This is a genomic window from Algihabitans sp. (assembly GCF_965226985.1).
Classification (GTDB): domain Bacteria; phylum Pseudomonadota; class Alphaproteobacteria; order Kiloniellales; family DSM-21159; genus Algihabitans.
Genome location: NZ_OZ245712.1, coordinates 335,449 through 361,238 on the forward strand (window position 1 = coordinate 335,449; position 25,790 = coordinate 361,238).

Sequence of the window (25,790 nt, forward strand, 5' to 3'; positions counted from 1 at the left end):
AAAAACAGTGCTTTCTAGACTATCACCCCCACCGTCACAACGGCACCTTCACCTGGCGTAGCTTTGGCTTCGATCGACCAGCCATGGCGTTCGCACACCGTGCGGCAAATTGCCAGTCCTATACCGGAACCGTCCTTCTCGCTCTTCTTGTGCAGCCGTCGAAAAGGTTCGAAGATCGTCTCCGCGTATTTCTGTTCAAACCCAACTCCGTTATCGACAATGTCTATTCTACAGGTTTTTTTATCGGTCGATATCGTACTTTTGACCTGAATGTGAGGAGGACGGTCGGGATGGCGATATTTCAAAGCGTTGGAGATCAGATTCTCGAATAGCTGCAGCGCCATAGTGCCGTCGGCCATCACGGAGGGCAGTTTGCCGATCTCAACGATCCCATTCGCCTCCACTACCTGAATCTCCAGGTCTAGAAGCAGCCGGGAGAAGAGTTCGTTGAGATCGGTTTTCTGAAGACTGATCGGCTGATTGGATGTTCTGGAGAAGGCTAGGATATCGCGGATCAGATCGCTCATCCTGTTGGCCGACCCTGTTATGATGTCGAGAAAATAGAGACCGTCCTTGCTGAGGCTGGCTTCGCAGTCGGCAACGAGATATTCGCTGAACTGACGAATTTTTCTCAAGGGCTCCTGCAGGTCGTGGGATGCAATAAAGGCAAACTTCTGTAAGCCTTCGTTGGCGTGTTCCAGTTCCTCGTTCTTGAGTTCGAGAGCCTTGAGGGCTTGGTTTCTGGTCGTCACGTCGTTCAGGACGGCAAGACTTTGACGCTCCCGTCCTTGGCCGCTGGAGTCGATGATCCCTGAAAGCTCGATATCGATCTGCGAGCCGTCTTTGCGAACGAACTGGTAGGGTATGTTTTCGATACGTCCGTCCCGCCAGAGTTGGGGCAGAACGACATCCGACGCATATTGGCGGGACGTTTCCGTCAAGAAGTCTGTCGACTTCTTTCCGATCACCTCTTCTCGCGAATATCCCAAGCTGTCCAACCAGAGGTCGCTGACCTCGATCACGTTTCCGTCGGCATCCAATGAGTGCAAGATCGCGGGCGTATGCTGGTAGAGATTCCGGTACTTCTCCTGCTGTCGCGCCAGTTCTTCGTTGGATGTGCGAAGCGCCAGCTCGGTCGACTTCAGCTGTGTCACATCGACTGCCGCGACGAACAGAAACCGCTCGTTCGTTGTCGGGTCGATATGGGGAATCTTATCCGTGGTGATCCAGCCTCGGGCACTGTCTCTCGGCGTATATTCCTCGATGATCCCAAATTCAGGTTTGCCAGACTCGATGACCCTCAGATCGTCCTTGTGATATTTGGCGGCCATCTCTGGGAAGAGATCATACGTATCGGCTCCCTCCGCCTCCTCGACCGTTAGGCCCATAGAGTCCGCCGCTGTTTTGTTAAGTCGCAGAATCCGATTTTTGTCATCTTTGTACCAAATCCGCACCGGAACATTATTGAATATGAGGTTGAGCTCCTGCGCGCTTCGCCTCACTTGCTCTTGTTGTTGCGCCCGCCGCAGCTCGATTGCCGTGAAGTGGGCGAGAAGCTGTACGAAGGAAGTTTCCATGCCGGTAAAGTCGCGGTCTCTTTTTTTCGGAGAGGCAAACTTGATGACACTGCCGCGGCTCTCATCGATTGGGATTGGGGCGCTGATGAAGGTGCAACAGCCGAGAGTGCTGTACCACGGGTGCGTTTTGAGAGGGCTGCTCGGGATGTCGATGCTGGTACGTACCTCGTTCAGTCCATAGAACGTCTCTCGGTCGGTATCCTGCGCATCGACAACCATGCCTTGGCCTATATCTTGCCCGGCATCACCGCGTAGATTCAAAAGCGTGTAGCGTCCTTCGTGAACTTCCAGCCTCAACCCGATGGGCATGTCGAGGTATCGGCGACCGACGTCTAGAATGGCGTCGATCACCGAGAAGTCGCCGTCGAGGTCTTGATCATTGACTTTCAGAAGCTCGGCCAAAGCGTTCTGGTGCTCGACGAGGTCGGTGATATCGCGGTCCACCAGTTGGTACTCGGCGACGCCCTCGGTTCCCTGGCCGATGGCCCTGACATTTCCGGCCCACCAGCGAGGTGTACCTTGCGCTCGACCTTGCTGCATCTTGAAGTCGTAGTGCTCGCCCGGTGACAGATCCTTCAACGCACTGAAGAAGCTCATGTGCTGGTTCTCAGGAATCATGTCATGGATCTTAGAGCCTACGATAACGTCTCTTTCCGATTTTCTGGATCTTATGTAGGCGTTGTTGCAGAAGGTAATTCTGCCGTCGGCATCCCAGCGGACGAGCGGTTCTGACATGTCTTCGACAATGCTCTTGTAGCGCTCATCCAACTGTATCGCACGGCTCTGCGCCGCCTTGACCTCGGTCACGTCGATCATCGTAATTACGATACCAAGTGCGTCGTCTGGCTCTGTCACATAGGGCAAGATGCGCAGGAGGTAGACGCAGTCGTCGACGTCCACTTCCTTTTCTGCCATCTGGGCGTTTTGCTGCACTTGGTCGATAAGTTTGAAGAGCGCCGGCTCTTTGAAGCGATAGGTAACGTGGGAAATCGGCCGCCCGATGTCTTGCGCGATGAGGTTGAAGACCTTGGTGGCTGCCGGTGTGAAACGGCGAATCCGCATCTCGGAGTCCAGGAAAATCGTCCCGATCTCGGTTCCCTTGAGAAGGTGATCCATATCGTTGTTGAGTTGCGTGAGCTCCTCGATCTTCGTCTGATGCTCGGCGCTGACGGTGTAAAGCTCCTCGTTTACGGAATGCAGCTCTTCGTTCGTGCTCTGTAGCTCTTCGTTGGAGGCCATAAGTTCTTCATTCGTCGCCTGCAGTTCCTCGTTGCTGGTCTCCAGTTCCTCAATGGTCGTTTGCAGACTTTCTTCCGTGAACCTCAAATCCCGTTCCAGGTCGTCGATCCGTTGCTGCATGACCTCGACCGTATCGCGCCGATCGACCGTCAGGTTCTGAACGGACGAGTGATCCGGTCGATGAACAACCTCTTGCTGTGCTTCCAGAACCAGGAGGATGTGTTCGGCCTGCTCGTCATTTGCGGTCAGCGGGTCAACTGTTACGTTCACAACAGTGGATCCGCTATCCGACGAGGGGACGGTGATTCGTCGTGAATAGCTGGCGGCATTGCGTCCTTTGGCGCGTTCGATACCGGCGCCGACGGCCAGCTTCAGCTCCTCTCTGACAAGGTCAATAATCCTTTGACTGAAGCTCCCTTCTTTGAGGTTCAGGTAGCGTGCCGCGTCTCCGAAGATATGCAGAATGCTGCCATCGCGGGTCAGCAGAAAGCCGGGTGGGGCGTAGCGATTGAGAAGCGTGGAATAGGCCTCATTCAAGGCGCGCTGCGCATAGAGACGCATGCCGAGAGGCTCTTGTGCTGTCGCGAGTTGTCCAAGCTCGGCGGAACGCTGGCGACCGCTGGTCGTGTAGCGGCCTCCCTGCGATTGAAGCGACGTGGCGTCGGCGAGGCGAACATCGCGGCTTTTCTGAAAGACCCGCCAGCGCTTGTCGACGACGGCGAATTCTTCGCCGAGCTTCCCGACCGACTCGCTCGGCCCAAGAAACAGATAGCCGTTTCTGTTCAGAGCGAAATGGAAAAACGAAAGGACTTTTTGTTGTGTGGCGTCGTTAAAATAAATAAGGAGATTTCTGCAACTTAACAGGTCAATCCGCGTGAACGGGGGGTCTGATATGATATTGTGTGGACTGAAAACAATGTTTCGCCGCAGGCTAGGCTTTATTTGATAGTAATCACCTTCTTGGTCAAAATATAGACTCCGGCGCTCGGCCGACAGATGCTTAAGGTTTTCCGTTGTATAGACAGCAGCGCCGGCGGCCTCCAACGAGCGGCTGTGAATGTCCGTCGCCAAAATCTTGAGGTTAAGGGGAATGTTATTGAGGCGGGCAAACTCGCTGAAGGCGATGGCGATCGAATAGGCCTCTTCGCCGCTGGCGCAACCTGGCACCCAGACTCGGATCTGGTGTTCGATCGACATTTCGGCGGCAACGGCAGGAACAATCTTCGTCTCGAGCGTTTGAAACGCCTCGGCGTCTCGGAAAAAGGCCGTAACGCCAATCAGAAGATCGTGGTACAGCGCTTCCAGTTCGTCGCGATCTCCGATCAGGAAGTCGACGTAACTCTCTAGATCCGGCAACTTGCACATGTCCGCGCGGCGGCGGATGCGGCGGTCTACGGTGGCGCGCTTGTAGTTGCTGAAGTCCGCTCCGAAACGTTCGCGCAGGAGATCGAAGAGGGCGCGTGTCGGGTCATCCTTGATAGCCCCTGCATCCAACATCATGCGGATATCGCGGCCTTTGACGAGATCCATGATGACGGTCGGAAGGTCTTCGGGCGGCATGACCGAGTCAGCCAGACTCCGGTCGATGACCGAGACGGGCATGCTATCGAACTTCGCGGTTGCGGGGTCCTGTACCAGGACCGCTCCACCTTCTGCCTTTATCGCTTCGCAGCCTTTCGTTCCGTCGCTTCCGGTGCCGGAGAGGATCACGCCTATGGCTTTGGAGCGCTGCTGCTTCGCGAGCGACTCGAAGAAGGTGTTGATGGGAAGCTCCAGAACGGCCTCAGGACTTCCTTTACGCTGTCGGAGTGCGCCTTCGACAACTGTCATTTCCGTTCGGGGCGAGTTCAAATAGACCGTGTTCGGCCTGAGTTGCATACCGTCTTCGGCCCGGCAGATGGTCATGGTCGAATGACGAGCCATCAACTCGTCCATCATCGAACGAAAGTCCGGTGATAGATGCTGGATGATGACGAAAGCCAAGCCGGAATCCGTGGGCATGGCGTCGAAGAATTGCTGCAAAGGCTCCAGACCACCGGCCGAAGCTCCAATCGCGACAATCCGGGTTACGTCGGATGATGTGGCCTTTCCAGCGGTTGCTGCCTTTTCCGCAGTCTGCTGGGTATCGGTCGTTTCGTCTCCGGTAAGCGTTGCAATCTGTTTCGTGCTGTTAGAGGCCTTCTCGCCGGCCTTGCTTCGCTTAGCTGTCGCTTGCTTTGTTTTGGAGACCGTCCGCTTCGGATCCGCGCCGTGCCCCGGCTTTGCCTTGGACTTATCGGTTCCGCGGTTCTTCCGGTTTCTTTTCGATGCGAGGGCATCGGGAGTGGAGGAAAGCGTCCGATTCTTCATGAGGCCTCCAGCGAGCGCTCCTGGGGTGGGCGAGTGCGCTTCGCAAAGCTGATTATTCAGCAGCCAATGAATTCGTAAAAGGAAAATTCCGAATTTCGCTTGCTTCAAAGTGATTTTTGACATCGATATGGGGCGAATGTTTCCAATTTATAGTTGATCATCACAAGTTGGCCTCTCTCTATGCTAAATCGTATAAAATATGCGGTTCAAAATCGCCGATATGACCCTGTATTTACAGTCTTTTTAGAGATGGTGGCTATTTTGCAGCTCGTATTTCGGCCGTTGGATATTTCCGAGCCGACGTATCGCATGTGGAGGTGGAGCGTCATGCAGTCTGATCAGTTTCGTAGAATGCTTCATGAACAGAAGGAAATCGTTGAAACAGCGGTTGCGCGCCTGATCGACTGCAATCATCTGACGGGGTATCAGAAAACGCGGCTCTGTAGTCAGCTCCTACGCGAGCTATCGATGAGCAGTCGGAAGATCGCCATGACCGTTCGACATAGGTCGACACAGATCCGCAAATCGCGAAGCCAGCTTCTCGTTTCCGACAACGATAATCAGAGCGCACAACCCGGCCGAGTCAGCCTTGTGTGCAAAACCAGCCTGCCTGTCGAAACCGAAATATGAAGTGTTGGCCTGCCGGTTCAGGGCGAAGACGCTGTTTTCCGATGTCTAAGTGTTGCCCCGAACTCGCGGAAACACCGTCATTTTTAGGTATCAGACACTTCGTCAACAGCTTGTTAGAGTGTTTTATAATGGTCGGTAACGGCTCGGCGGTTCCGCCGACCGCAAGAAAAACGCTCCAAATGCCTGAGTCTGAATCAGACCTTACACAGTGTTTGGAATCGTAAAACTATTCCAACCAACCGCTGTCCGATCTAGCTACGCGGCAGAGTCACGATGACTTCCGTACCTGTCCCGAAGCGGCTGTTCAGTCGTAAGTCGCCACCATGAAGTTTGACCAGCGAACAGACGATCGGTAAGCCCAGGCCGGTGCCGTCTCTTGGTTCGAACAGCGGGTTCGCAACCTGACCGAAGGGTTGAAGAACGGTGTCGATATCGTCGGCGTTGATCCCGACTCCAGTATCCTTGACGTGGATTCGAACATCCGTTTCTGTCAGGGACGCTGCGACAGTAACTCCGCCGCCTGACGGTGTGAATTTGACCGCGTTGGACAAGAGGTTCAGCAAAATCTGATGCAATGCCCGTGGGTCTGCCGTCACACCAACGCCTGACAGCGAGGGAGTGAGCGTCAACTGCACGCCTTGAGCCTCTGCAGCCGGAGCGATCAAGTCGGCGACCGCGCGGGCTTCGTCTTCCAGTTTCAGCGAAACCGGCTCGATCTTGTATTCGTTCGCTTCGATTCTACTGATGTCCAGCAGATCGTTTATCAGGGCCAGCAGGTGTCTACCGCTCTGGCCTATATAGTCTGAATAGCGCTTCACGTGGTCCGGCGATTGGCTGCCAATCCCGAGGGAAATCATCTCCGCATAGCCGAGAATCGAGTTCAGCGGCGTTCGCAGCTCGTGACTCATACGTGCAAGGAAGTCGCTCTTGGCACTGCTGGCAGCCTCAGCTCGTTCCTTCTCTGCTTTGAGCTCGGCCCGGCTCTTCCTCAACTGCTGCTCGAACTGGAACCGCGAGTGTGCGTACATGATCGATCGCGACAGGCTTTGTGTCGAAATCTCCGATTTCTCAAGAAGATCGACGAAGCCCGAGTTGAGCGCATCCTTATCCAGCGCGACGGCACCGCTGCCTGTCAGCATGATGAAGGGGAGGTCGGAGTTCATGCCGCCCAGGGTGGAGACGAGATCGGTTCCGAGAGAGTTGTCGATAAAGTAGTCCACTAGGGCGACATCGTACCGCTCCGAAGCGAGCCGCTCAGCGGCTGAGAGGGCGCTGTCGATGTGAGTCAGATGGAAATCGGCATGGGACGACGCTGACAGAAGCCGGGAGACAGTCAGAAAATCCTCGGCATCGTCATCGACGACGACGACACGATAGTTGGGTCTGGTGAAACGCTCAGCGGCCAGTGCGTGAAACTCCATCCCGCCTTCCTGCTCTACCATTGATAGTCTGCAATAATTACTGCGCAATCTTGAATAATTATGCAGTTCATTGGGTTAATTTGTAGTAAATTTTGCAATGCAATAATTTATTGGACGACAGTCAATATCGTTCCAAGGTCGTATGCATTGTTTTGCCGGAGTGCGGTTATCGATTTAATGTACGATAGGATCTGATTATTAGGATTGTGTCGCAATCAAACGTAGGTTTCTCGGATAGACTCTTTGTCCAGTACAGTCTTCGACGAGGCTGAAGTGAACCCGCGTTCATGTTCGGCGGCAAGGTTGCGTCTGAGGTCTTCAGGCTGGAGGAGATTCGGCGTGAGTCGTGAACAGACATTTGCTCACTTGCGCTCAAGTTCTGTTCAGATTCAGAATTTCGGTGTCTTACTCGTACCGGACCGCTGCCTGGATAAGGTTGTTTGGTGCAGTGCCAACTCCGAAGAACTGCTGGGTATTCCATCTTACGAAGCCCTTCAGCTCTCTCTCAAAGAGATTATCGGACCGGCTGCAGTTCACGATATCGGCAACGCGCTTAGTCTCTCGACCGCGTTGCTGCAGAGAGAACAGGCGGGCTCCACTGTGTTGAAGGAGCAGCGCTTCACCCTCTGGGCCCACCTCCGGGACGGCTGGCCGCTTGTGGAACTAGAACCAAAGGCATCGTTTGAACGCCCTCCAGCCCCGACCTTCGATCAGCTGCACAGTCTTTTGACACGCCTGGAGAGGGTCGAGGGTCTAGACCGGTGTCTCGGAGATGCCGTCGTCGGTCTGCGCCATTTTACTGGATTTGAGCGTGTCATGGTTTGTCGTCTGGAGTCCGATGACTGCGGCGCAGTCATCGCCGAAGCGCGTGGTCCAGAGCTGACGTCGCTCCTAGGCAGCTATATCCCGATAGCAGAGCATCCTGTGTCGAGGCAGGGGCACGGACCCTACAGTGGCCTCCGGATCATTGGTTCACTCTGTGAACCGGAGAGTCCGCTTGTGACACCCAAACCCGATGTGAAACCGCCCGCCTTGGCTCTAGCGCTTCTCCGAAGCGTTTCGTCGACCGACAGAGCGCATCTGCGCAGTATCGGCGTCTCCGCCCTCATGAGTTTTCGTTTGTCGGTCAGGCGCAGGCTTTGGGGAACGGTCGAGTTCCATCATGGAACCAGCCGTACCGTCGATCCCGATGTACGCGCTGCCGTCGAGATCGTTCTGAAGTTTCTTGCTCTGGAGATCGCCCGGCGGTCGGACAATCTGGAGTGACGCCTTAGCGAGGTCCGTCAAGACGCTGTCTGTGTCCGTGACTCAGTCTCTCGCGATGCCAGCCTTGACGAGAGGATTCCAAAACTCTTGCTGAGTCGGCCCGCTTCTGAATCAGGACTGAGAGTGAGGGGCTTCTAATTGTTCTCGGACCATAACCTCTTGCACAGGGAAAACCTTGAGTAACTCCTGCAATGGTCACTAATTCTGAAATTCGTCCTGCTCAGTTGAAGTCTTCTCGCTGGCCGGACCAGATCATAGCGAAGCTGCATTGTATGTCGCTTGGCTGTGATCTCGTCGTCAGATCATAATCTCCCAAGAGTGTCGAGAACCGGACGGACCGGAAAGATCATGCCTCGCATCCTGATCATGGAAGACAACTTGCAACTCGCCTTCGAATGGCGAGACGTCTTCGAGCTGAATGGCCATCAGGTCGTACTGACTCATTCGGGTGAGGAAGCGATCGAGGTCTTGCGGGGCGGTGGTATCGATCTGGTCGTCTCCGACCTGTTCGTTACCAATGGTAAGGGCGGGCTGTCGGTTATCGCTGCGCTCAAGATCTTGGGGAGAGAGGCGCCGCCCGTCATTGCCGTTACCGGAGCGTCATCGTCGATCGGCGACGACGAAGCGGAAAACCGGTTTCTCGCTCAGGCACGTCGGCTCGGTGCGAGCGACAGTATCAAGAAACCCTTTCTGCCAGCTGAGCTGGTCGTACTGGCCGACAGCTTGCTGGAGGCTCACTGCTAAGCCAAATCCGTTGCGGTCGATGGGAGGGTTTTCGCTCAGTTCCGGATTGGGACCGCTACGCATCGCGGCGCAGCAGGTAGGTGTCCATGATCCAGCCGTGCCGCGCGCGGGCCTCGGCTCTGGCGGTGACGATCTCTGACGCGACATCGGCTAGGGCACCGCTGAACAGCAGCTCCTCCGCCATGCCGAGATAGGCACCCCACCAGATCCTGACCCCAGCACTTGGCAGGCTTTGAAAGGCGCAGTCGCCGTCCAGCATGACAACCAGCGTATCGACGCCCTCCGGCCAGCCGCTGTCCCTGAGGCGCCGGCCCGTGGTTACGAGGAAGGGCGATCCAATGGCGTTGAGGGAAACGCCATGTGCAGCGGTTAGGGCTTGGATCGCGGTGATGCCGGGAACGATGCGTAGGGAGGGTCGCGGAGTCAGCCGCTCGGCAATGCGCAGAGCGCTGTCGTAGAGACCTGGGTCGCCCCAGATCAGAAGGGCGACGCGTTCGAAGCTGCCGGAGCCGTCGGCGTTCGGCCCCTGCGTGGCCAAAGCTGCGGCCCAGGCTGCGGCGACGGCGTCGTGCCAGTCGAACACGCCTGCTTTGTAGTCCGGATGTGCGCTGTCCCGACGAGGCAGGTCGAACTCCAAGATACGGGTTCCGGGGTTCGTTAGCACGCGCCCGCAGATCTGACGGCGCAGATCCGCGAGTTCCGCCTTGTCTGGGCCCTTGCGTGGAATCAGGATCAGCTGGGCGGCATTGATCGCTTTCGTCGCCTGATAGGTCAGGTGGTCCGGATTGCCGGTGCCGATCCCGATCAGAGCCAGTTCACGCAAGCTCGCCTCCCGGGTCGATGTCGGCGAGCGGACCGTAGAGGATCAAGGCTGGAGCGCTGCCCGCTTCGCCCGCCAGTCTGGTCGCCAGTTCCGCGACCGTGGTGCGGTGGAGACGCTGTTCCGGCCGTCCGACGGCTTCGGCCAGAAGCGCTGGGGTCGCCGGAGCCAAGCCTTTGGCGATCAGTGCCGCTGCCAGTGCCGGGAAGGTACGCCGGCCCATGAAGACCACCGTGGTGGCCGTCGGATCGGCCAACGGGCCCAGCTCGATATCCCGAGGCAGGGCGCCGTTGGCGTCGTGTCCGGTCACGAACTGGACACGCTGGGCCGTCAGGCGGCGGGTCAAGGGAATGCCCGCCGCCGCCGCCGCTGCGCAGGCGGACGGTACCCCTGGGACGATCTCGTAGTCGACTGCAGCGGCGCGCAGGGCGGTCACTTCCTCTTCCAGCCGTCCGAAGATCCCCGAGTCGCCCGACTTCAAGCGTACGACCTGTGCACCTGAAGCGGCGTAGTCGACCAGCAGCCGGCTGACATGAGTCTGTTTGGGCGAGGCACGCCCGGCCCGTTTTCCAACTCCCACCAGATCGGCGCCGTTCCGGGCATGGGAGAGAATCGGTCCCGCCGAAAGATCGTCGAAAAGGACCGCGTCGGCTGCCCTCAGGCGCTTGACCGCTTTCAGTGTCAGCAGGTCGGGATCTCCCGGGCCGGAACCGACAAAGCTCACGAAGCCGGTCATGCCTCCGCCTCGGCGATCAGGTGAAAGAAGCTACCGGTAACGCTGCCGCGAGAGGACCCAGTCTCCGGCACTGGATTGCCGTCGGCATCGCTGACCCTGGCGAGCGGTGCATCGGGCTGGTCGAGAATCGTCGAATAGTGAAATTCGTGCCCGCGCAGATGCGCTCCCGCCGGAAAGCCCGGCATGGGCGACTGCAAGGTCGCCCGTCGGTATCCCAGATGAAACTTCCGCGTCTCGTAGCTGGTCACCAGACCGAGCAAGCCTGCCATCCTATGGCGCCGGCCGTCCTTGTCGATCAGCGCCTGACCCAGAACCATGTAGCCGCCGCATTCTCCATGTACCGGTCGCGTCTCCGCATGTCTGCGTAAGCCCTCGCGAAACCGGCTGGCCGCCGCCAAGGGGCCGGCGTGTAGCTCTGGATAGCCACCGGGAAGCCAGACGATTTCGCTCGCCGGATCGGGAGCTTCATCGGCCAGTGGAGAGAAGAGCCGGATTTCCGCTCCGGCGCTGCGCCAGCCTTCCAGTATGTGCGGATAGGTGAAGGAGAAGGCGGCGTCCTGCGCAAGGGCGATGCGCTGTGCCGGCGGTCGCGGAAGCCGGCCCGACTTTGCGGTCTCCGCGACCTTTTGGTCTGCCGCCGCGCGGATGGCGGGCAGATCGGTGTGCGCGCGCAGGAACGTCGCGTAGGCGGCGATGGCCTCGTCCAGGTCGGCATGCTCGACCGCTTGAACCAGCCCGAGGTGGCGTTCCGGCAGCGTCAGGTCGCCACGGCGGGGTAAGACGCCCAGAACCGGTAAGCCTGCGTGCTCCATGCCCAAACGGATCAGGCGCTCATGCCGGGCGCTGGCGACGCGGTTGACGATAACGCCGGCAAAGGGGAGCTCTTCCTCGTAGCGCATAAAGCCCAGTGCGGTGGCGGCAGCCGATTGGGCCTGCCCGCCGGCGTCGATCACTAGGACGACGGGCCATCCCAGCCGGACGGCCGTTTCGGCGCTGGACCCGCAACCAGCAGCGCCGCGGGTGGCCACGCCGTCGTAGAGGCCCATAGACCCCTCCGCGACGATCAGATCGGCTCCCTCGGATCTGGCCGCGATGGCTGCCAGCAGATCGGCGTCCATTGCCCAGCTGTCGAGATTGAAAGACTGGCGCCCGGCGGCGGCGCGATGGAAGGCCGGGTCGATATAGTCGGGTCCGCTCTTGAACGGCTGTACGGTCAGGCCGTCCTCCGCGAAAGCACGGAGCAGACCGAGCGTGACCGTGGTCTTGCCGCTGCCCGAACTGGGGGCGGAAATCATCAGGCCCGGAGCGTCAGCCATCGCTGTGTCCCCCTTCTTCCCGAGCCGAAGACGGTCGAAAGCGGCGGTCGTAGTCGGCGGCGTAGAGGCGGCTTTCGTCGAAGGTCTCTGCCGCCAAGGCAGATCCCACAAGTATCAGCGCCGTGCGTTCGATCCCTTTATCGACCGCCGCTGCGATCGTGCCCAGAGTCGCCCTGACAACGCGTTCGTCAGGCCAGCTTGCTCGATAGACGACCGCAGCCGGGCAGTCGGCGCCATAAGCCGGGGTCAGCTCCTCGGCGACTTCCGCCAACCGATGGATCGAAAGGTGGATCGCCAGTGTCGCGCCGGTTGCCGCGAAGTTGGTCAGGCTTTCGCCTGGCGGCATAGCCGAGGCGCGCCCCGGTGTGCGCGTCAGCACCAGCGACTGAGCCAGTCCCGGCAGGGTCAACTCGGTACCCAGCGCCGCCGCCGCCGCGGCGAAAGAGGGGACGCCCGGCGTGATGCTGACGGGAATTCCCTCTTGCCGCAGGCGGCGCAGCTGCTCGCCCATGGCAGACCAGATCGAGAGGTCGCCGGAATGCAGTCGTGCGACGTCGAGGCCTTCCCAATGGGCTGTTCGGCAGGCGGCGACGATGGCCTCCAGATCCAGCGGGGCCGTATCGATTAGACGCGCGTCGGGCGGACAATGATTCAGCACCTCCCGAGGCACCAGAGAGCCGGCATAGAGACAGACCGGGCAGGCGGCGATCAGATCTCGGCCGCGCAAGGTCAGTAGGTCGGGCGCGCCAGGCCCGGCGCCAATGAAGTGAACGGTCATTCCAGACCTCCGATGGCGATCGCGCAGGCGGCACAACGGTCCGCCGAGATGCGACGCTTCGACAGCAGGCGTGCGCCCCGACCCGCTCCGGCCAGAGCGGTCGCTTCTGCAACGCTGCCTGTTCCACGCCTCGTCAACACCTCGGCGCTTTGGGTCGCGGTCGCTGTTTTCGCCACGATGGCTGCGGTCACCGCTCGCAGCGGCAGGTTCAGAACCTCAGCCAAGGCCAGCAGGCCTTCGGATCCGATCTTGTCTTGCGGCGCGCAGAGGGCCTCGACGGCATGGCCATCGGCGGCTCGCTCGAAGGCATCGCGTAGGCTCGCCAAGGTGGCCGATCTGCGAAAACCGAAACCTGCCACGATCATAGCGTCACGCTCCACTGCACCACCGGGTAGGCTGCACGCCAGGCACGTTTCGAGCCGAGCGGCGCTGCCTCCGACAGGCAAACGCGCAGCAGCGTTCCGCCCTTGCGGACCTGCCAGTTGGTGACCAACGCCTCCGACTCCAGGGTGACCGCATTGGCCACTAGGCGGGTTCGCCCGGACAGGCGCTCGCACAGGTGCGACAAGAGAGAGTCCGACAAGCCACCGCCGACGAAGACCGCATCCGGTTCGGGCAGGTCTTGCAGGGCTGCGGGCGCCTCGCCGACGACCACCTGCAAACGGTCGACGCCCAGTCTGTCGGCATTGGCTCGGATGCGTGCCGCGCGGTCGGGCTGCATCTCGATCGCTGTCGCTGCGTTCGCGGGATGAGACAGCAGCCACTCGATCCCGATCGAACCGGCTCCCGCGCCGATGTCCCAGAGATGCTCGCCGGCGGAAGGCGCGAGCGCCGAGAGCGACAGCGCGCGCAGGGGACGCTTGGTCATCTGTCCGTCGTGATCGAACAGCTCGTCCGGTCGACCGGACGCGACGGGAACGACGGCGCCTTCGCCTGCCGCCTCCAAGGCGAGGCAAACCGGGTGTGCGACGTCCCGGAGGTCCAGTGCCTCTGCCGTCGATCGGCGCAGGCGTTCGCGCGGTCCGCCCAAGGCTTCCATCACGGTCATAGCCGTCGAGCCGAAGCCTGTCTCCGTCAGCCAGGCGGCGAGCTGTCCCACGGCTTCGCCGTCGCGCAGCAGAACGAGAAGCTTCGCGCCGGAGGCCAGATATGGGCGCAAGCGCGTGAAAGGGGCGGCATGCAAACCCAGGCAGGGGGTGGTTTCCAGGGGCCATCCCAGCCGCGCTGCCGCCAGCGAAACCGTCGAGGGTGCGGGTAGGGCGGTCCACTCCGCGGCTGTCAGATGACTTGCCAAAACGCTGCCGGCGCCGTGCCAGAAGGGGTCTCCGGACGCCAGCATGACCACAGGTCGTCCGCGCCACTCCAGCAGCTTCGGAATACCTTCGGCGAAGGGCACCGGCCAGGTAAAGCGCGGGCCAGGAACGGCAGGCAGCAGATCGAGGTGACGTGCTGCGCCGAAGACTGCCTCGGCAGCCTCAAGTGCCTTGCGACTTGCCGGCGACAGGCCTTCGGCGCCATCCTCGCCAAGGCCCACGATGGTCAACCACGGAACGTCAGACATGACACCCAACCTGCTCGTACTCGGCGGGACCAGCGAAGCCAGCGACTTGGCTCGGGAACTGGCGTCTCGCAATCTGCAGGCCACGCTGTCCTACGCTGGCCGCGTGGCGCGGCCGCGGCGTCAACCGTTGCCGTGCCGTGTCGGCGGTTTCGGCGGCGTCGAGGGGCTGGCGTCCTATCTGCGGGACAATCGCATCACTCATCTGATAGACGCGACCCACCCTTTCGCGGCTCAGATCAGCCGTAACGCGGTGGCCGCGAGCGCCCTCGCCGGAGTTCCTCTTCTGGCCCTCACGAGGCCGCCCTGGAAACCGCAAGCGGGAGACGATTGGCTGGAAGTTCCTGATATCTCGGCAGCCGTGGCGGCCCTCTCGGGTCCGGCGCAGCGGGTCATGCTGGCGGTCGGTCGGCAGCCGTTGGCCGCTTTCGCGGCGCAGCCGCAGCACCACTATCTGCTGCGTGTCGTCGATGAACCGGAGAGTCCGCCGCCTCTGCCGAACCATAGTCTCGTCGTCTCTCGTGGCCCCTTCACAGAGGCAGAAGACGCAGCCCTGTTGCGCCGGCACCGCATCTCCCTCCTGGTCGCTAAAAACGCCGGAGGACGTGGTGCCGTCGCCAAGCTGACGGCGGCAAGATCCTTGGGCCTGCGGGTGATCCTGATTGCGCGCCCGCCGCTGCCGGCGCGTCGGGAGGTCGAGAGCGTCGAGGCCGTTTGCGCTTGGCTGGATCATGGGGCCTCCACCGAAACTGTGGCGGAGCGTGGCGTATAGACGAGCGGACCGGCCGGACGCTCGATCAGCCGGGTCTGGCTGGAGCCGACGATCACGAGGGTGCGCATGTCGGCCAGCTCCGGTCTTGCGTCTTGCAGCGGCAAAACCCGGAGGCTTTCCTCGCCGGTCGATACGGCCCGTGCGAAGATCACCGGTCGCTCGTCTCGGCAGAGGTCTTGAAGGAGCGTGAGCGCACGCGCGAAGCCCTCGGGTCGAGCCTTGGATCGCGGGTTGTAGAGCGCGATCGCGAAGTCGGCCTCGACGGCCAAGCGCAGCCGTGTCTCTATCAGCGACCAGGGCTTGAGATTGTCGGACAGGTTCAGGACGCAAAAGTCGTGGCCCAAGGGGGCACCGGCCCGCGCGGCTGCGGCCAGCATTGCCGTGACGCCCGGCAGCACGCGGATATCCAAGTCGCGCCAGGCCGCCGGTCCGGCCTCCAGAGCTTCGAACACGGCAGCGGCCATCGCGAAAACCCCGGGATCTCCGGAAGAGACCAGGACGACGCGTCGTCCGGCGGTGGCCAGCTCGAGAGCGAACTGCGCGCGCTCAAGCTCCACACGGTTGTCGGAGGCATGGCGCCTTAAACCGTCGCGTTGGGCGATACGATCGACATAGGGGGCATAACCCACGAGGTCGTCTGCCGTTGCCAGAGCTTCCGTCACCTCCGGGGTGATCAGTGCCTCGGCGCCTGGGCCGAGCCCTGCGACGGCGAGCCACCCGGTCACGGACGTCGACCCTCGCCGTGGACCAGAACGATGGAGAAGTAGGGCGCGCTTTGCTGTTCCGCCTCGCTGAGCTTGACGACTCTCTGTTCGGTCATGCTTGCGTTCTCGACCAACCAGGCTGCGTCCAGGCGGCTGGCGGCGGCCAGAGCGCGTCGGACGCGTGGCAGGTTACGGCCGACCTTCATGACGACCAGGGCGTCGCTCTTGGTCATGTGCTGCGCCAACTCGCTTTCCGGCAGCGTTCCCGGCAGGACGGTCATCACGTCGTCGCCCCAGGTCATCGGTATGCCCGTCGCGGTCCAGGCTGCCGACATTCCCGTGATTGCCGGCACGACCTGGATCGACAGGCTGTCCTTGAGACGCATGTAGAGATGCATGAAGGAGCCGTAGAAGAAGGGATCGCCCTCGCAGAGCACGACGACGTCTTCACCGGTCTCGGTAAGGCTCCGCAACCGGTCGCAGCAGTCCGCATAGAAGTCCGCGAGAAGGCTCTTATAGTTCGGACTGTCGAAGGGAATCTCCGTTGTGACCGGGTATTCTAACGGATGCTCCCGGACCCCTTCGGCCAGCAGCCCTGAGACGATCTGCCGGGCGTGGCCGGGTCGCCCGGCCTTGCGGAAGAAGGCCACATGCCGCGCAGCACGCAGCAGGCGGTCGGCGCGTACACTCATGAGATCGGGATCGCCCGGGCCGAGACCGAGACCGTAGAGGGTGCCGCGACCTACCAAGCTTTTCATTCGCGCGCACTCGCTACGGCATTGACCGCAGCGACCGTCATGGCGCTGCCGCCGAGGCGTCCCTCCACCACACAGCAGGGAACCGGTTGCTCGGCCCAAAGCGCGGCTTTGGACTCGACGGCACCGACAAAGCCGACCGGGCAACCGACAATCGCTGCCGGGCGCGGACAGTCGGGTTGCTGCAGCATATTCAGCAAGTGGAACAGCGCCGTCGGCGCGTTCCCGATAGCAACCAGAGCGCCTTCGAGATCGGGACGCCATAGTTCCAAGGCTGCTGCCGAACGGGTGGTTTTGAGCGCCTTTGCAAGTGCTGGAACTTCCGGATCCTGAAGGGTACAGACAACACGGTTGTCTGCCGGCAGACGAGTGCGGGTAACACCTTCGCTGACCATGCGAACATCGCAGAGGATGGGGGCTCCGCCATTCAGGGCCGCACGTGCAGCGGTCACGAAACCGGTCGAGAAGCGAATATGTGGTGCGAGCTCAACCATGCCGGCGGCGTGGATCATGCGCACTGCCAGCGGTTCTTCCTCAGACGTGAAGTCGGATAAGGCAGCTTCGGCGCGAATGGTGGCGAAAGACTGAGCATAGATCGCCGCGCCGTCGGTTTCGTAGGTATGGGGCATCAGACGGTTCCATACCGCCCCAGCAGGTTGCTCGGCGTCAACCCCCGTTCCTGCGGTGGATCCCAGGCACACCCGTTACTGATCAAATCGAACGCACCGTCGCGTCCGACCAAGGTCACCGCCGCGGCTTTCGTGCGCGCGCAGCCCTTCGCGCAGCCCGAAACATGAAGGTTTGCACTGCCGTTCGGCGCTGCGAAGCCGTCTGCGAGGGCGATGGCCAGCGTGCGCGTGTCGACCGTGGCGCTGGCACAGGCCGGCGCACCCGGGCAGGCGTCGATTGTCATCAAGGGATGTCCGGGTTTGTAGATAAAGGGAGCCATTCGGATGGGGCCTTCGTCCTCAAGCAAGAACAGCCGCCAAGGCGTAACCCGCATGCTCCGCGCTTTGCTCTTCCTCAGCAGCTCCTCCAAAGCCTGCGCCTGGAGCTGACCGAAGGCCACGCCGTAGGCACTCATCTTCCTGTCGGCTCCGGGATCGATAGGACCGGGTTCCGGCGGAGGAGCGGGGGCAGCCGGAGGGCACTGGGTAAAACTGTCGGGTAACACGGCAGAGCGTAGGTGGCGGTTCATCCGTCCCGCGGCCATACCGCTGCTCTCGACGAACCAGCGGGCCAAGGCGAGAATGGCTGGCACTGCCCGATCGGCGGTCACGGGCTGGCCATGAGATGCGCCGTCGGCGCGAACGATGAGCTTCCTTGTCGATGCCGCCTCATCGACCTTGTCTAACTCGAACGGAGCGCGCTCGACACGGATGTCTGCTGAAACAGAGCCGAGACACGGCCGGGGTCCTGCGTCGATCGCGAAACCGAACTTCGGCGGCAACTCGGGTAGCTCGCGCAGTCGTGCCGTCAGGCTCTCCGCGACGCGCATCGTGTCGTCGCCGTCGCACCAAGTTGGCGCTACAACCAGATTACGACGCGATTCCAGCAACGGATCGGGATCGAGCAGTCCCAGGTCATCGAGATCCCGGAGCAGCGCTGCGTGACGACTCTCGCGGACCCCTCGAATCTGTAGGTTGGCGCGGCTGGTCAGGTCGATCACGCCGTTGCCATGGCGTTGCGCTGAGACAGCAAGGCCGAATGCTTGCTCCGCCTCCAGATGCCCCAGATGCGGCCTGACACGCACGAGCAGTCCATCTCCCGACTCCATCGGCGTGTAGGCGCCGGGACAGCGGCCTTTCGCCATCGGCCGGGTCATGCCGTTTTCTCCAGTGCGGCGACGATGGAATTCCGCTGCGTCTTCCAGAGACCGGCTTGGTACAGGGCAGCGAAGCGGTGTTCCATTGCCGCCAGGGCTGCCGGGTTTGCCTGTGCGAGGAATCCACGCGTTTCCGGGTCTCCCAGGGTAGCTTCGTGATAGAGATCGAGGAGCTGCGGTGCGACCACGTCGGCCAGATTCGCGAAAGCGGCCAGGTGTTCGAGAGTTGCTGCGATTTCCGCGGCTCCTCGAAAACCATGGCGACGCATGCCTGCTAACCAATCCGGATTTGCGGCGCGCGCTCGCACAACGCGCGCCACTTCCTCGCGCAAATGACGTGCACGTGGCATCTCGGGATCGGCGTTGTCCAGATGGTAGAGCTTTGCCTGTCCACCGACGACTGCCTGAGCCGCCGCGAAGCCCGCTTCATGGGCAGCGTAGTCGGCGGCCAGCAGCAGATCCGTTTCGGGAAGATCCTGCAGATGCACGAAGGCGTCGGCTTCAGCCACGCGCGCGGCAAGACCGTCCGGATCAGGCTTCGCCAGCTCGCCCTCCAGCGCCCAGGCACTGCCGCTCAGCCAGGCTTCGCCGGCCTCTCTCCGGCCCTGGGCCGTATAGTCCTCCGCCGCCTTGCCCAGACCCAGCCCGAAGCTGCCGGGTGCCGGGCCGTAAACGCGCGGCTGTGGCTGCCGGCCGGCGTAGGGGTTCCAGTCCGGTGCCTCATCGCGCGCGCAAAGCGCCCGAACCGCCTGGGCGAAGAGTGTCGAGAGCGTCGGAAAAACGTCACGGAACAGGCCTGAGACGCGGAGGGTCACGTCGATGCGCGGCCTGTCCAGCAGTGCTAGAGGCAGGATCTCGATGCCGCTGACCCGTTCCGAGCCCTCATCCCAGATCGGCTTGGTCCCGAGCAGATGCAGAGCCATCGCGAACTCTTCGCCGGCCGTGCGCATAGTGGCGGAGCCCCAGAGGTCGACCACCAGATCGCGCGGCCAGTCGCCCTCGTCCTGCAGATGGCGGCGCAGCAGCTCTTCGGCCAGACGGACGCCTTGAGCATGGGCAGAGCGGGTCGGGACCGCACGCGGATCTGTCGTAAAGAGATTGCGGCCCGTTGGCAGCACGTCACTGCGGCCACGGTAGGGCGACCCAGACGGGCCGGCTTCGATCCGCCGGCCGGCCAACGCGTCTGCCAGGGCCGCTTTCTCGCCAGCGACCGAAGTCGAGGTCGCGAGACTGACTTCGACCTTGGGAGGGCGACCGAAGACATGCAGGCCGTCGCCGAACTGGCTTTCCTTGATATCGCAGACGAAGCGGTCGATCCGCGTAAGGGCCTCGGCGGGACAGGCCGCTGCGTCCAGCCCTAGATCGGACTCGACGCCCTGCGCCCGTGCTTCCTCGCGAATACTGTTCTGAAGCCGGTCGCGTCGCCGTGGGTCCAGACCGTCCGCGTTGGAGAACTCGTCCAGAAGTGTTTCCAACCTGACAAGACGTTCAGGGGTCGCGCTTCGCCGCAAGGGCGGCGGTATATGACCTAGGGTCACGGCGCCGATGCGGCGCTTGGCCTGAGCCGCTTCACCCGGATCGTTGACGATGAAGGGATAGATCACTGGCAGATCGCCGATCAGGGCCTCCGGCCAGCAGTCCTGCGACAGCGCCACGGCCTTGCCGGGCAGCCACTCCAGAGTGCCGTGGGCGCCGATATGGACCAAGGCGTCACAGGCGAAGACATGGCGGAGAAAGAGGTAGAAGGCAACGTAAGCGTGCCGCGGTACGCGGGAGAGGTCGTGGTACTCGTCGTCGCGTTGTCTTCGACTGCCACGCTCCGGTTGAAGGGCGACCAGCGCTGCACCGCGCCGGGTCGCCGCGAAGAGAAAGGCTCCGTCGTGAAAGTCTGGATCTTTGTCCGGTGGACCCCATGCCTGCTCCAGATCCTCCCGCAGCGATGCGGGCAGTTTGAGAAGCGCCTTCCGATAGGATTCCAAAGGCCAAGACAAGCGATCTTCGGCCAGTGCTTGTGGCAAGGGTAAGCCTGCTGAGACCGCGAAATCCTGCGTTTCGAGATCTTCAAGCATTGCTTCCGCCGAGGCCAGCGCGTCCAGGCCGACGGCATGAGCCATCTGCCAGTCCTTGCCTGGATAGGTGGATAGCACCAGTGCCAGACGTTTCTCCGAAGAGGGCTTTTCGCGCAGCTGTACCCAAGACGTGACCCGATCGGCGATTGCGGCGATGCGTTCTGTATGCGCCCGGTGAGTGTGGCGGGCGAACTCCAGCTCCGAGTCGCGTAAGCTAGGCTCCTTGAAGGATGCCACACCGGCGAAGATCCGTCCGTCCACTTCCGGCAGCACCACATGCATGGCCAGATCGGCCGGAGACAGACCCCGTTCGGCCGAAGCCCAGGCCGCTTCGCTGGAGGTTGCCAGGGCGACCTGGAATACCGGAACTTCTGCAGCGTCGAGAGGAGAGGTACCGTCGTCTCCTCGTCCGGAGAAGGCTGTAGCGTTGACGATTGCGGCCGGTCGGGCACCGACGACGTGACGGGCCAGCCAGCTCCCCACTTCCGGCGCCTTAAGAGACGGGACGAAAAGTCCACCAACCCTGAATCCTCGGTGGCGCAAGGCCGCGAATAGCCTCTCCAGCGGATCGAGATCGGCAGCTGCCAGATAAGCGCGGTAGAAGGTGATCACCGCGCGCGGTCTACAATCCCATGGATCGAAGAGCGTGAAGGGGCAGCAGTTTCCCAGTTCCGGCGTCCAGGCACCGACCGTCGGTAAGGTCTTGGTACCCAGAACCGGGGACGCGTAGAGACCGGCGGCCAAGGCTAGCTGTGCCAGCGCCGCTTGAGCGGCGACGGCGCCGCCGCTGTCGCAAAGCTGTGCGAGCCTCTGCAGGGTCGAGACCGGCAAGGTGGAGGCGGCCTCGAGTTGCGGATCCGGCCGACCGTCAGCCGGCAGAACCGCGAGAGCGAACCCTTGTTTGCGGGCCAGACGTTGAATCTGCTGAAGGCCGTAGGCCCAGTAGGACGAGCCGCCGATCAGACGGATCAGGACGCCGCGGGCACCGCTAAGCGTCTGCTCAGCATAGGTGTCGACCGACAGGGGATGCTTGAGCGCCGCAAGGTTGGCAAGCCTCAGGCTCGGCAGCCCCTCACCGCCGGTTCGCCGCGCAAGATGCCATCCGGCCGCGAAAGCGCCCAAGTCACTGTCGGAAAAGGAGAGAACGACCAAATCGGCCGGATTTTGACCGAGGTCGACCGGCGTCTCCGTTTCTTCCAGACCGTGGCTTTCGCGGAAGATGACATGCATTGGCCGATTTTAGTCCGTCAGTGCCGCGCGAACTGCCTTTTCATCGAGGACATCGTGTTCAGCAATGACGACCAAACGACCATGCCGGACCTCGTCCGGTCGCCAGGGCCGATCGTACTGTGTCCGCACGCGGGAGCCGACAGCTTGCACCAGCAGCCGCAGCGGCTTGCCGGAGACGACGGCATAACCCTTGACCCTTAGGATACCGTGCTGCTCTGCCAGAGTCTCGATCCGTGCCGCCAGGGCAGCCGGGTCGCTCTGCTCCGGCAGATCCACGATGATGCTCTCGAACTCCTCGTGGTCGTGATCGTCGCCGTCGGGGGAGTCGTGATGCGACGGACGCGCGTCCAGATCGTTTTCCGCGGCAGCCGCCAGGCCGAGAACAATGCGCGGATCGACGTTTCCTTCCGCCACCTCGATCACCGGCAGCCGCCGAGGCGCCTCCTCCGCGATTACGGCTCGGGCCTCTGCGAGAGCGGCCTGCCCTGCCAAGTCCGGTTTGGTCAGAAGCACGAGATCTGCGCAGGCGATCTGATCCTCGAAGACTTCGGACAGCGGCGTTTCGTGATCCAGGCTCTCGTCGGCCCGCCGCTGCGCGTCGACGGCGGCCACATTTGGTGCGAAGCGGCCGGCTGCGACGGCCTCGGCATCCGCCAGCGCGATCACCCCGTCGACCGTGATGCGCGACTTGATGTCCGGCCAGTCGAAGGCCTTGAGCAGGGGTTTGGGCAGCGCGAGGCCTGAAGTCTCGATCAGAATATGGTCGGGACGCGGATCCAACGCCATCAGGGCTTCGATAGTTGGAATGAAGTCGTCCGCGACGGTACAGCAGATGCAGCCGTTCGCCAGTTCCACGATGTTCTCGGCCGGGCAATCGGGGATGGCGCAGGACTTGAGGATCTCTCCGTCGACGCCGACATCGCCGAATTCGTTCACAACCACCGCCAAGCGCTTCCCCTGGGCATTCTGCATGAGATGGCGGATCAGAGTGGTCTTGCCGGACCCGAGGAACCCGGTGACCACCGTAACGGGTAGCTTGGACAGATCAGTCATCTGTGGCCTCCAAAGGCGGGATGCGGGCAATGCAGTTCTTGCGAAAGGTTGCTGGGCGTTCGCGCCAAGGCACGATGCCGTCGTCCGTGTGGAGGTAGCGCGCGGTGCCGTCGACGATACTCTCGATGTCGTCGGTTTCGCTGAGGTTGCCGTAGACGTAGGTCCAGCGTCCGCTCCCGCGCAGCACGATGGAGCAGCCTTGCGAGCAGTTGGACAGGCATTCCACGGCGCGCAGGGCGACTGTCGGCGGTAAGGACTGTTCGGCAAGCGCAGCATGAAGGCGAGCGCCCGCAACGGGCCTGTCCGCCTCCGGCTGTTGGCCGCGCCGGCAGGTGGTACAGACCAGCAGCTCGATAGGCCCGCTCATCGGCGCGTCGCCGGGCAGCAGGCGTGTCGTGTCACTGATCTGTCGTTTGCTTGTCTGTTGGTCATGGATCGTCCCTTCCAAAAAGGGACGAGGGCGGATGGCGGGCAAAGCAAGCGCCGGACCCGTCACCGGAACACCCCGTCCGGTTCACGTCGTGTCTTGCTGGCAGGTCTCCCGGCTTGCGGATCTCGGAACCTTTCGGTCCCGTCGGTCGCCCGGCCTTCCCAGCCCTTTTAGGCCAGTGGCGGAGGGCGACCTTTCCGGTCACGGTCGCGGGGGCGGCTGCGCTTAAGTCGCCCGAAGGTCGACTCTGTCGCATTCCCTTTTCACCTGTCGTTGACAGGCACCAGCACCTCCTGCAATGCGTGATAAGACACTCTCTTGTCAAGCATGCGAGGGGCCGCCATGGACGACGTGAACGCGCACCACAAGGAAAAGATGAAGAAGATCAAGGCCGCGCGCGACCGGATGATGGAAAGCAAGACCGAGGAGAAGGGCCTGATCATTGTCCATACCGGGGCCGGAAAAGGAAAATCGTCCTCGGGCTTCGGAATGATCATGCGCTGCATCGCCCACGGCATGCCCTGCGCGGTGGTTCAGTTCATCAAGGGAAACTGGGCGACTGGAGAACGCGATTTTCTGAGAAAGAAATTCGCGGAAGAGTGTCGCTTTATCGTGTCCGGCGAGGGCTTTACTTGGGAAACCCAGGATCGTGAAAGGGATATCGCAGCCGCGCGGGCGGGTTGGGAGGCGGCGAAGGGTCTGATCCGCGACCCAGCCGTTCGCATGGTTCTGCTGGACGAGATCAACATCGCCCTGCGCTACGACTACTTGGACATCGACGAGGTCGTGGACTTCCTGAAGCAAGAGAAGCCCGAAATGACCCACGTCGTCCTGACCGGCCGCAACGCCAAACCCGCCCTGATCGAGGCGGCCGACCTAGTGACGGAGATGACTCTCGTGAAGCATCCGTTCCGGACGGGTATCAAGGCGCAGCCTGGCGTGGAGTTCTGACAATGCGAGGTATCACTCGGCCGTCCGCCGTGCGCTCCGCCCCCATGCCCGTCTCCGCTCCGTGACAGCCGGCGTGTCGCGGACCCTGATGATCCAGGGGACGGGCTCGAACGTCGGCAAGTCGCTGCTGGTTGCCGGCCTCTGTCGCGCGGCGCGCCGACGGGGTCTGCGGGTCGCACCCTTCAAGCCGCAGAATATGTCGAACAACGCCGCGGTGACGGTAGAAGGCGGCGAGATCGGCCGCGCTCAGGCTCTGCAGGCACGTGCCTGCGGCCTCCCGCCTCGGGTCGATATGAACCCGGTGTTGCTGAAGCCGGAAACCGATGTCGGAGCGCAGGTCGTCGTCCAGGGGCAACGCCTGACGACGGTGGCGGCGCGGGACTATGCCGCCTTGAAGCCCCGGCTTCTCAAACGGGTGCTCGAGAGCTTCGCGCGCCTGAAAGATCAGTACGACGTGATTCTGGTGGAGGGTGCGGGCAGCCCGGCCGAAGTCAATCTGCGCAGCGGGGACATCGCCAACATGGGCTTCGCGCGTGCCGCCGAGGTGCCGGTGATCTTGGCCGGCGATATCGATCGGGGTGGGGTCATCGCGCAGCTGGTCGGGACTCGGGCAGTGATCGACCCGGCCGATGCCGACATGATTGTCGGGTTTCTCGTCAATCGCTTTCGTGGCGACCCGCGCCTGTTCGACGAGGGCTATCGCTTGATCGAAAAGTCGACCGGCTGGCGGGGATTCGGCGTTCTGCCCCACTTCGCCGATGCCTGGCGGCTGCCTGCCGAGGATGCCCTTGACCTGGCACAGACTGGCGGCAAGGACGGCGTGAAGGTGGTTTGCCTGACCTTCTCACGGATTGCCAACTTCGATGATCTGGATCCCCTGGCTCAGGAACCCGGCGTCGCCCTGACCATGCTGCAACCCGGGCGCGCCCTGCCGGGCGACTGCGATCTCGTCATCTTGCCGGGGAGCAAGTCGACCCGTGGCGACCTGGACTTCCTACGCGCTCAAGGCTGGGACATCGACCTGACCGCTCACTGGCGACGCGGTGGCAAGATCTTGGGGATTTGCGGCGGTTATCAGATGCTCGGTCGAGTTCTGAGGGACCCGGAAGGCATCGAGGGCCCGCCTGGCGAGACGCCGGGGCTCGGACTGCTGGACATTGAGACGGAGATTACGCCGCGCAAGCGTCTCGGCGAAACGGTTGCGATCCATGCGGCCAGTGGGCGGGAATTCTACGGCTATGAGATCCACATGGGCCGCAGCCATGGCCCCGACTGCGGGCGGCCCTTTGCCAGCGTTGCGGGGCGGCCGGAAGGGGCCGTGAGCCCCGAGGGCCAAGTCAGCGGAAGCTATCTGCATGGGATGTTCCGCAACGACGCCTTCCGCGCCGCCTACCTGGAGGTGCTCGGCGCGACGAGTGGGTCGTCATCCTACGATGCGACGGTGGAGCGAACCTTGGACGACCTGGCCGAACACATGGAAGCGCATCTCGATGTTCCGGCGCTGCTCGCCGCCGCGCGGTGACGATCGCGCTCTTAACTTATGACGAAAGCAGGATCGTCTGCTTCG

The 25,790-nt window shown here is 61.9% G+C and carries 20 protein-coding genes and 1 riboswitch; of the genes, 5 read left to right on the forward strand and 15 right to left on the reverse strand.

Annotated features, from left to right (window positions below):
- Positions 1-14: 14 nt before the first annotated feature.
- Both ACO054_RS01475 and ACO054_RS01480 read right to left on the reverse strand, forming a co-directional pair.
- Entirely contained in the window at positions 15-5,288 is a 5,274-nt protein-coding gene (locus tag ACO054_RS01475; RefSeq protein WP_421708669.1) for a chemotaxis protein CheB, read from the reverse strand.
- 758 nt (positions 5,289-6,046) lie between these two features.
- Positions 6,047-7,237: a sensor histidine kinase gene (locus tag ACO054_RS01480; protein WP_421708670.1), complete on the reverse strand. Its 1,191-nt coding sequence runs from the start codon at positions 7,235-7,237 to the stop codon at positions 6,047-6,049.
- Positions 7,238-7,555: 318 nt separating this feature from the next.
- Between ACO054_RS01480 and ACO054_RS01485 the strand changes: the two genes are divergently transcribed.
- Both ACO054_RS01485 and ACO054_RS01490 read left to right on the forward strand, forming a co-directional pair.
- Positions 7,556-8,482 carry a GAF domain-containing protein gene (locus tag ACO054_RS01485; RefSeq protein WP_421708671.1) on the forward strand — a complete coding sequence of 309 codons (927 nt, stop codon included), beginning with the start codon at positions 7,556-7,558 and terminating at the stop codon, positions 8,480-8,482.
- Between the two features lie 348 nt (positions 8,483-8,830).
- The gene (locus ACO054_RS01490; protein ID WP_421708672.1) at positions 8,831-9,226 is read left to right on the forward strand and encodes a response regulator transcription factor; all 396 of its coding nucleotides are present in this window, start codon (positions 8,831-8,833) and stop codon (positions 9,224-9,226) included.
- 55 nt (positions 9,227-9,281) lie between these two features.
- On the opposite strand, the gene cobF is transcribed toward ACO054_RS01490, so the two are convergent.
- The 6 genes from cobF to cbiE are packed head-to-tail and all read right to left on the reverse strand — an operon-like array spanning position 9,282 to position 14,437.
- Entirely contained in the window at positions 9,282-10,049 is a 768-nt protein-coding gene (gene cobF, locus ACO054_RS01495) for a precorrin-6A synthase (deacetylating) (protein ID WP_421708673.1), read from the reverse strand.
- Positions 10,042-10,782, reverse strand: a complete 741-nt coding sequence (gene cobA / locus ACO054_RS01500; RefSeq protein WP_421708674.1) for a uroporphyrinogen-III C-methyltransferase — start codon at positions 10,780-10,782, stop codon at positions 10,042-10,044. Before cobA ends, cobF begins: the two co-directional genes overlap by 8 nt.
- A complete protein-coding gene (locus ACO054_RS01505) occupies positions 10,779-12,098 on the reverse strand; it encodes a cobyrinate a,c-diamide synthase (RefSeq protein ID WP_421708675.1) in 1,320 nt (439 codons plus the stop codon). The genes cobA and ACO054_RS01505 overlap by 4 nt, the downstream gene beginning before the upstream one ends.
- Complete coding sequence (gene cobM / locus ACO054_RS01510) at positions 12,091-12,876, reverse strand: precorrin-4 C(11)-methyltransferase (RefSeq protein WP_421708676.1); 786 nt, start codon at positions 12,874-12,876, stop codon at positions 12,091-12,093. Before cobM ends, ACO054_RS01505 begins: the two co-directional genes overlap by 8 nt.
- Positions 12,873-13,241 (reverse strand): cobalamin biosynthesis protein, encoded by a 369-nt coding sequence (locus tag ACO054_RS01515; RefSeq protein WP_421708677.1) that lies wholly within the window; start codon positions 13,239-13,241, stop codon positions 12,873-12,875. The genes cobM and ACO054_RS01515 overlap by 4 nt, the downstream gene beginning before the upstream one ends.
- On the reverse strand, positions 13,238-14,437 hold the full coding sequence (gene cbiE / locus ACO054_RS01520) for a precorrin-6y C5,15-methyltransferase (decarboxylating) subunit CbiE (protein ID WP_421708678.1): 1,200 nt from the start codon (positions 14,435-14,437) through the stop codon (positions 13,238-13,240). Before cbiE ends, ACO054_RS01515 begins: the two co-directional genes overlap by 4 nt.
- Between cbiE and ACO054_RS01525 the strand changes: the two genes are divergently transcribed.
- Positions 14,436-15,206, forward strand: coding sequence for a cobalt-precorrin-6A reductase (locus ACO054_RS01525; protein ID WP_421708679.1), 771 nt, complete (start codon positions 14,436-14,438; stop codon positions 15,204-15,206). The genes cbiE and ACO054_RS01525 overlap by 2 nt on opposite strands.
- On the opposite strand, the gene cobJ is transcribed toward ACO054_RS01525, so the two are convergent.
- The 7 genes from cobJ to ACO054_RS01560 are packed head-to-tail and all read right to left on the reverse strand — an operon-like array spanning position 15,164 to position 23,209.
- Positions 15,164-15,931 (reverse strand): precorrin-3B C(17)-methyltransferase, encoded by a 768-nt coding sequence (cobJ, locus tag ACO054_RS01530; RefSeq protein ID WP_421708680.1) that lies wholly within the window; start codon positions 15,929-15,931, stop codon positions 15,164-15,166. The genes ACO054_RS01525 and cobJ overlap by 43 nt on opposite strands.
- Positions 15,928-16,668, reverse strand: a complete 741-nt coding sequence (locus ACO054_RS01535) for a precorrin-2 C(20)-methyltransferase (protein ID WP_421708681.1) — start codon at positions 16,666-16,668, stop codon at positions 15,928-15,930. The genes cobJ and ACO054_RS01535 overlap by 4 nt, the downstream gene beginning before the upstream one ends.
- Positions 16,665-17,294 (reverse strand): precorrin-8X methylmutase, encoded by a 630-nt coding sequence (locus ACO054_RS01540; RefSeq protein WP_421708682.1) that lies wholly within the window; start codon positions 17,292-17,294, stop codon positions 16,665-16,667. The genes ACO054_RS01535 and ACO054_RS01540 overlap by 4 nt, the downstream gene beginning before the upstream one ends.
- Entirely contained in the window at positions 17,294-18,490 is a 1,197-nt protein-coding gene (cobG, locus tag ACO054_RS01545; RefSeq protein WP_421708683.1) for a precorrin-3B synthase, read from the reverse strand. The genes ACO054_RS01540 and cobG overlap by 1 nt, the downstream gene beginning before the upstream one ends.
- Positions 18,487-21,789, reverse strand: coding sequence for a cobaltochelatase subunit CobN (gene cobN, locus ACO054_RS01550; protein ID WP_421708684.1), 3,303 nt, complete (start codon positions 21,787-21,789; stop codon positions 18,487-18,489). Before cobN ends, cobG begins: the two co-directional genes overlap by 4 nt.
- Positions 21,790-21,798: 9 nt before the next feature.
- Positions 21,799-22,842, reverse strand: coding sequence for a cobalamin biosynthesis protein CobW (gene cobW, locus ACO054_RS01555; RefSeq protein WP_421708685.1), 1,044 nt, complete (start codon positions 22,840-22,842; stop codon positions 21,799-21,801).
- Positions 22,835-23,209 carry a DUF1636 family protein gene (locus ACO054_RS01560; protein ID WP_421708686.1) on the reverse strand — a complete coding sequence of 125 codons (375 nt, stop codon included), beginning with the start codon at positions 23,207-23,209 and terminating at the stop codon, positions 22,835-22,837. The genes cobW and ACO054_RS01560 overlap by 8 nt, the downstream gene beginning before the upstream one ends.
- A gap of 147 nt (positions 23,210-23,356) precedes the next feature.
- Positions 23,357-23,575, reverse strand: a riboswitch (cobalamin riboswitch).
- A gap of 39 nt (positions 23,576-23,614) precedes the next feature.
- Here ACO054_RS01560 and cobO point away from each other — a divergent pair.
- Together cobO and ACO054_RS01570 are read left to right on the forward strand one after the other, a co-directional pair.
- A complete protein-coding gene (cobO, locus tag ACO054_RS01565) occupies positions 23,615-24,223 on the forward strand; it encodes a cob(I)yrinic acid a,c-diamide adenosyltransferase (protein WP_421708687.1) in 609 nt (202 codons plus the stop codon).
- An 88-nt stretch (positions 24,224-24,311) separates the two neighbouring features.
- Entirely contained in the window at positions 24,312-25,745 is a 1,434-nt protein-coding gene (locus ACO054_RS01570; RefSeq protein ID WP_421708688.1) for a cobyric acid synthase, read from the forward strand.
- Positions 25,746-25,790 lie beyond the last annotated feature (45 nt).

Bases quoted from the DNA above. Each gene is read 5' to 3' on its own strand.
- ACO054_RS01525 (WP_421708679.1), top strand. From the start codon at position 14,436: ATGACACCCAACCTGCTCGTACTCGGCGGGACCAGCGAAGCCAGCGAC.
- ACO054_RS01560 (WP_421708686.1), bottom strand. From the start codon at position 23,209: ATGAGCGGGCCTATCGAGCTGCTGGTCTGTACCACCTGCCGGCGCGGC.
- ACO054_RS01490 (WP_421708672.1), top strand. From the start codon at position 8,831: ATGCCTCGCATCCTGATCATGGAAGACAACTTGCAACTCGCCTTCGAA.
- cobA (WP_421708674.1), bottom strand. From the start codon at position 10,782: ATGACCGGCTTCGTGAGCTTTGTCGGTTCCGGCCCGGGAGATCCCGAC.
- ACO054_RS01540 (WP_421708682.1), bottom strand. From the start codon at position 17,294: ATGCCCCATACCTACGAAACCGACGGCGCGGCGATCTATGCTCAGTCT.
- cobO (WP_421708687.1), top strand. From the start codon at position 23,615: ATGGACGACGTGAACGCGCACCACAAGGAAAAGATGAAGAAGATCAAG.
- ACO054_RS01505 (WP_421708675.1), bottom strand. From the start codon at position 12,098: ATGGCTGACGCTCCGGGCCTGATGATTTCCGCCCCCAGTTCGGGCAGC.
- ACO054_RS01480 (WP_421708670.1), bottom strand. From the start codon at position 7,237: ATGGTAGAGCAGGAAGGCGGGATGGAGTTTCACGCACTGGCCGCTGAG.
- ACO054_RS01535 (WP_421708681.1), bottom strand. From the start codon at position 16,668: ATGAAAAGCTTGGTAGGTCGCGGCACCCTCTACGGTCTCGGTCTCGGC.
- cobM (WP_421708676.1), bottom strand. From the start codon at position 12,876: ATGACCGTTCACTTCATTGGCGCCGGGCCTGGCGCGCCCGACCTACTG.
- ACO054_RS01570 (WP_421708688.1), top strand. From the start codon at position 24,312: ATGATCCAGGGGACGGGCTCGAACGTCGGCAAGTCGCTGCTGGTTGCC.
- cobG (WP_421708683.1), bottom strand. From the start codon at position 18,490: ATGACCCGGCCGATGGCGAAAGGCCGCTGTCCCGGCGCCTACACGCCG.
- cobW (WP_421708685.1), bottom strand. From the start codon at position 22,842: ATGACTGATCTGTCCAAGCTACCCGTTACGGTGGTCACCGGGTTCCTC.
- cbiE (WP_421708678.1), bottom strand. From the start codon at position 14,437: ATGTCTGACGTTCCGTGGTTGACCATCGTGGGCCTTGGCGAGGATGGC.
- cobN (WP_421708684.1), bottom strand. From the start codon at position 21,789: ATGCATGTCATCTTCCGCGAAAGCCACGGTCTGGAAGAAACGGAGACG.
- ACO054_RS01515 (WP_421708677.1), bottom strand. From the start codon at position 13,241: ATGATCGTGGCAGGTTTCGGTTTTCGCAGATCGGCCACCTTGGCGAGC.
- ACO054_RS01475 (WP_421708669.1), bottom strand. From the start codon at position 5,288: ATGTCAAAAATCACTTTGAAGCAAGCGAAATTCGGAATTTTCCTTTTA.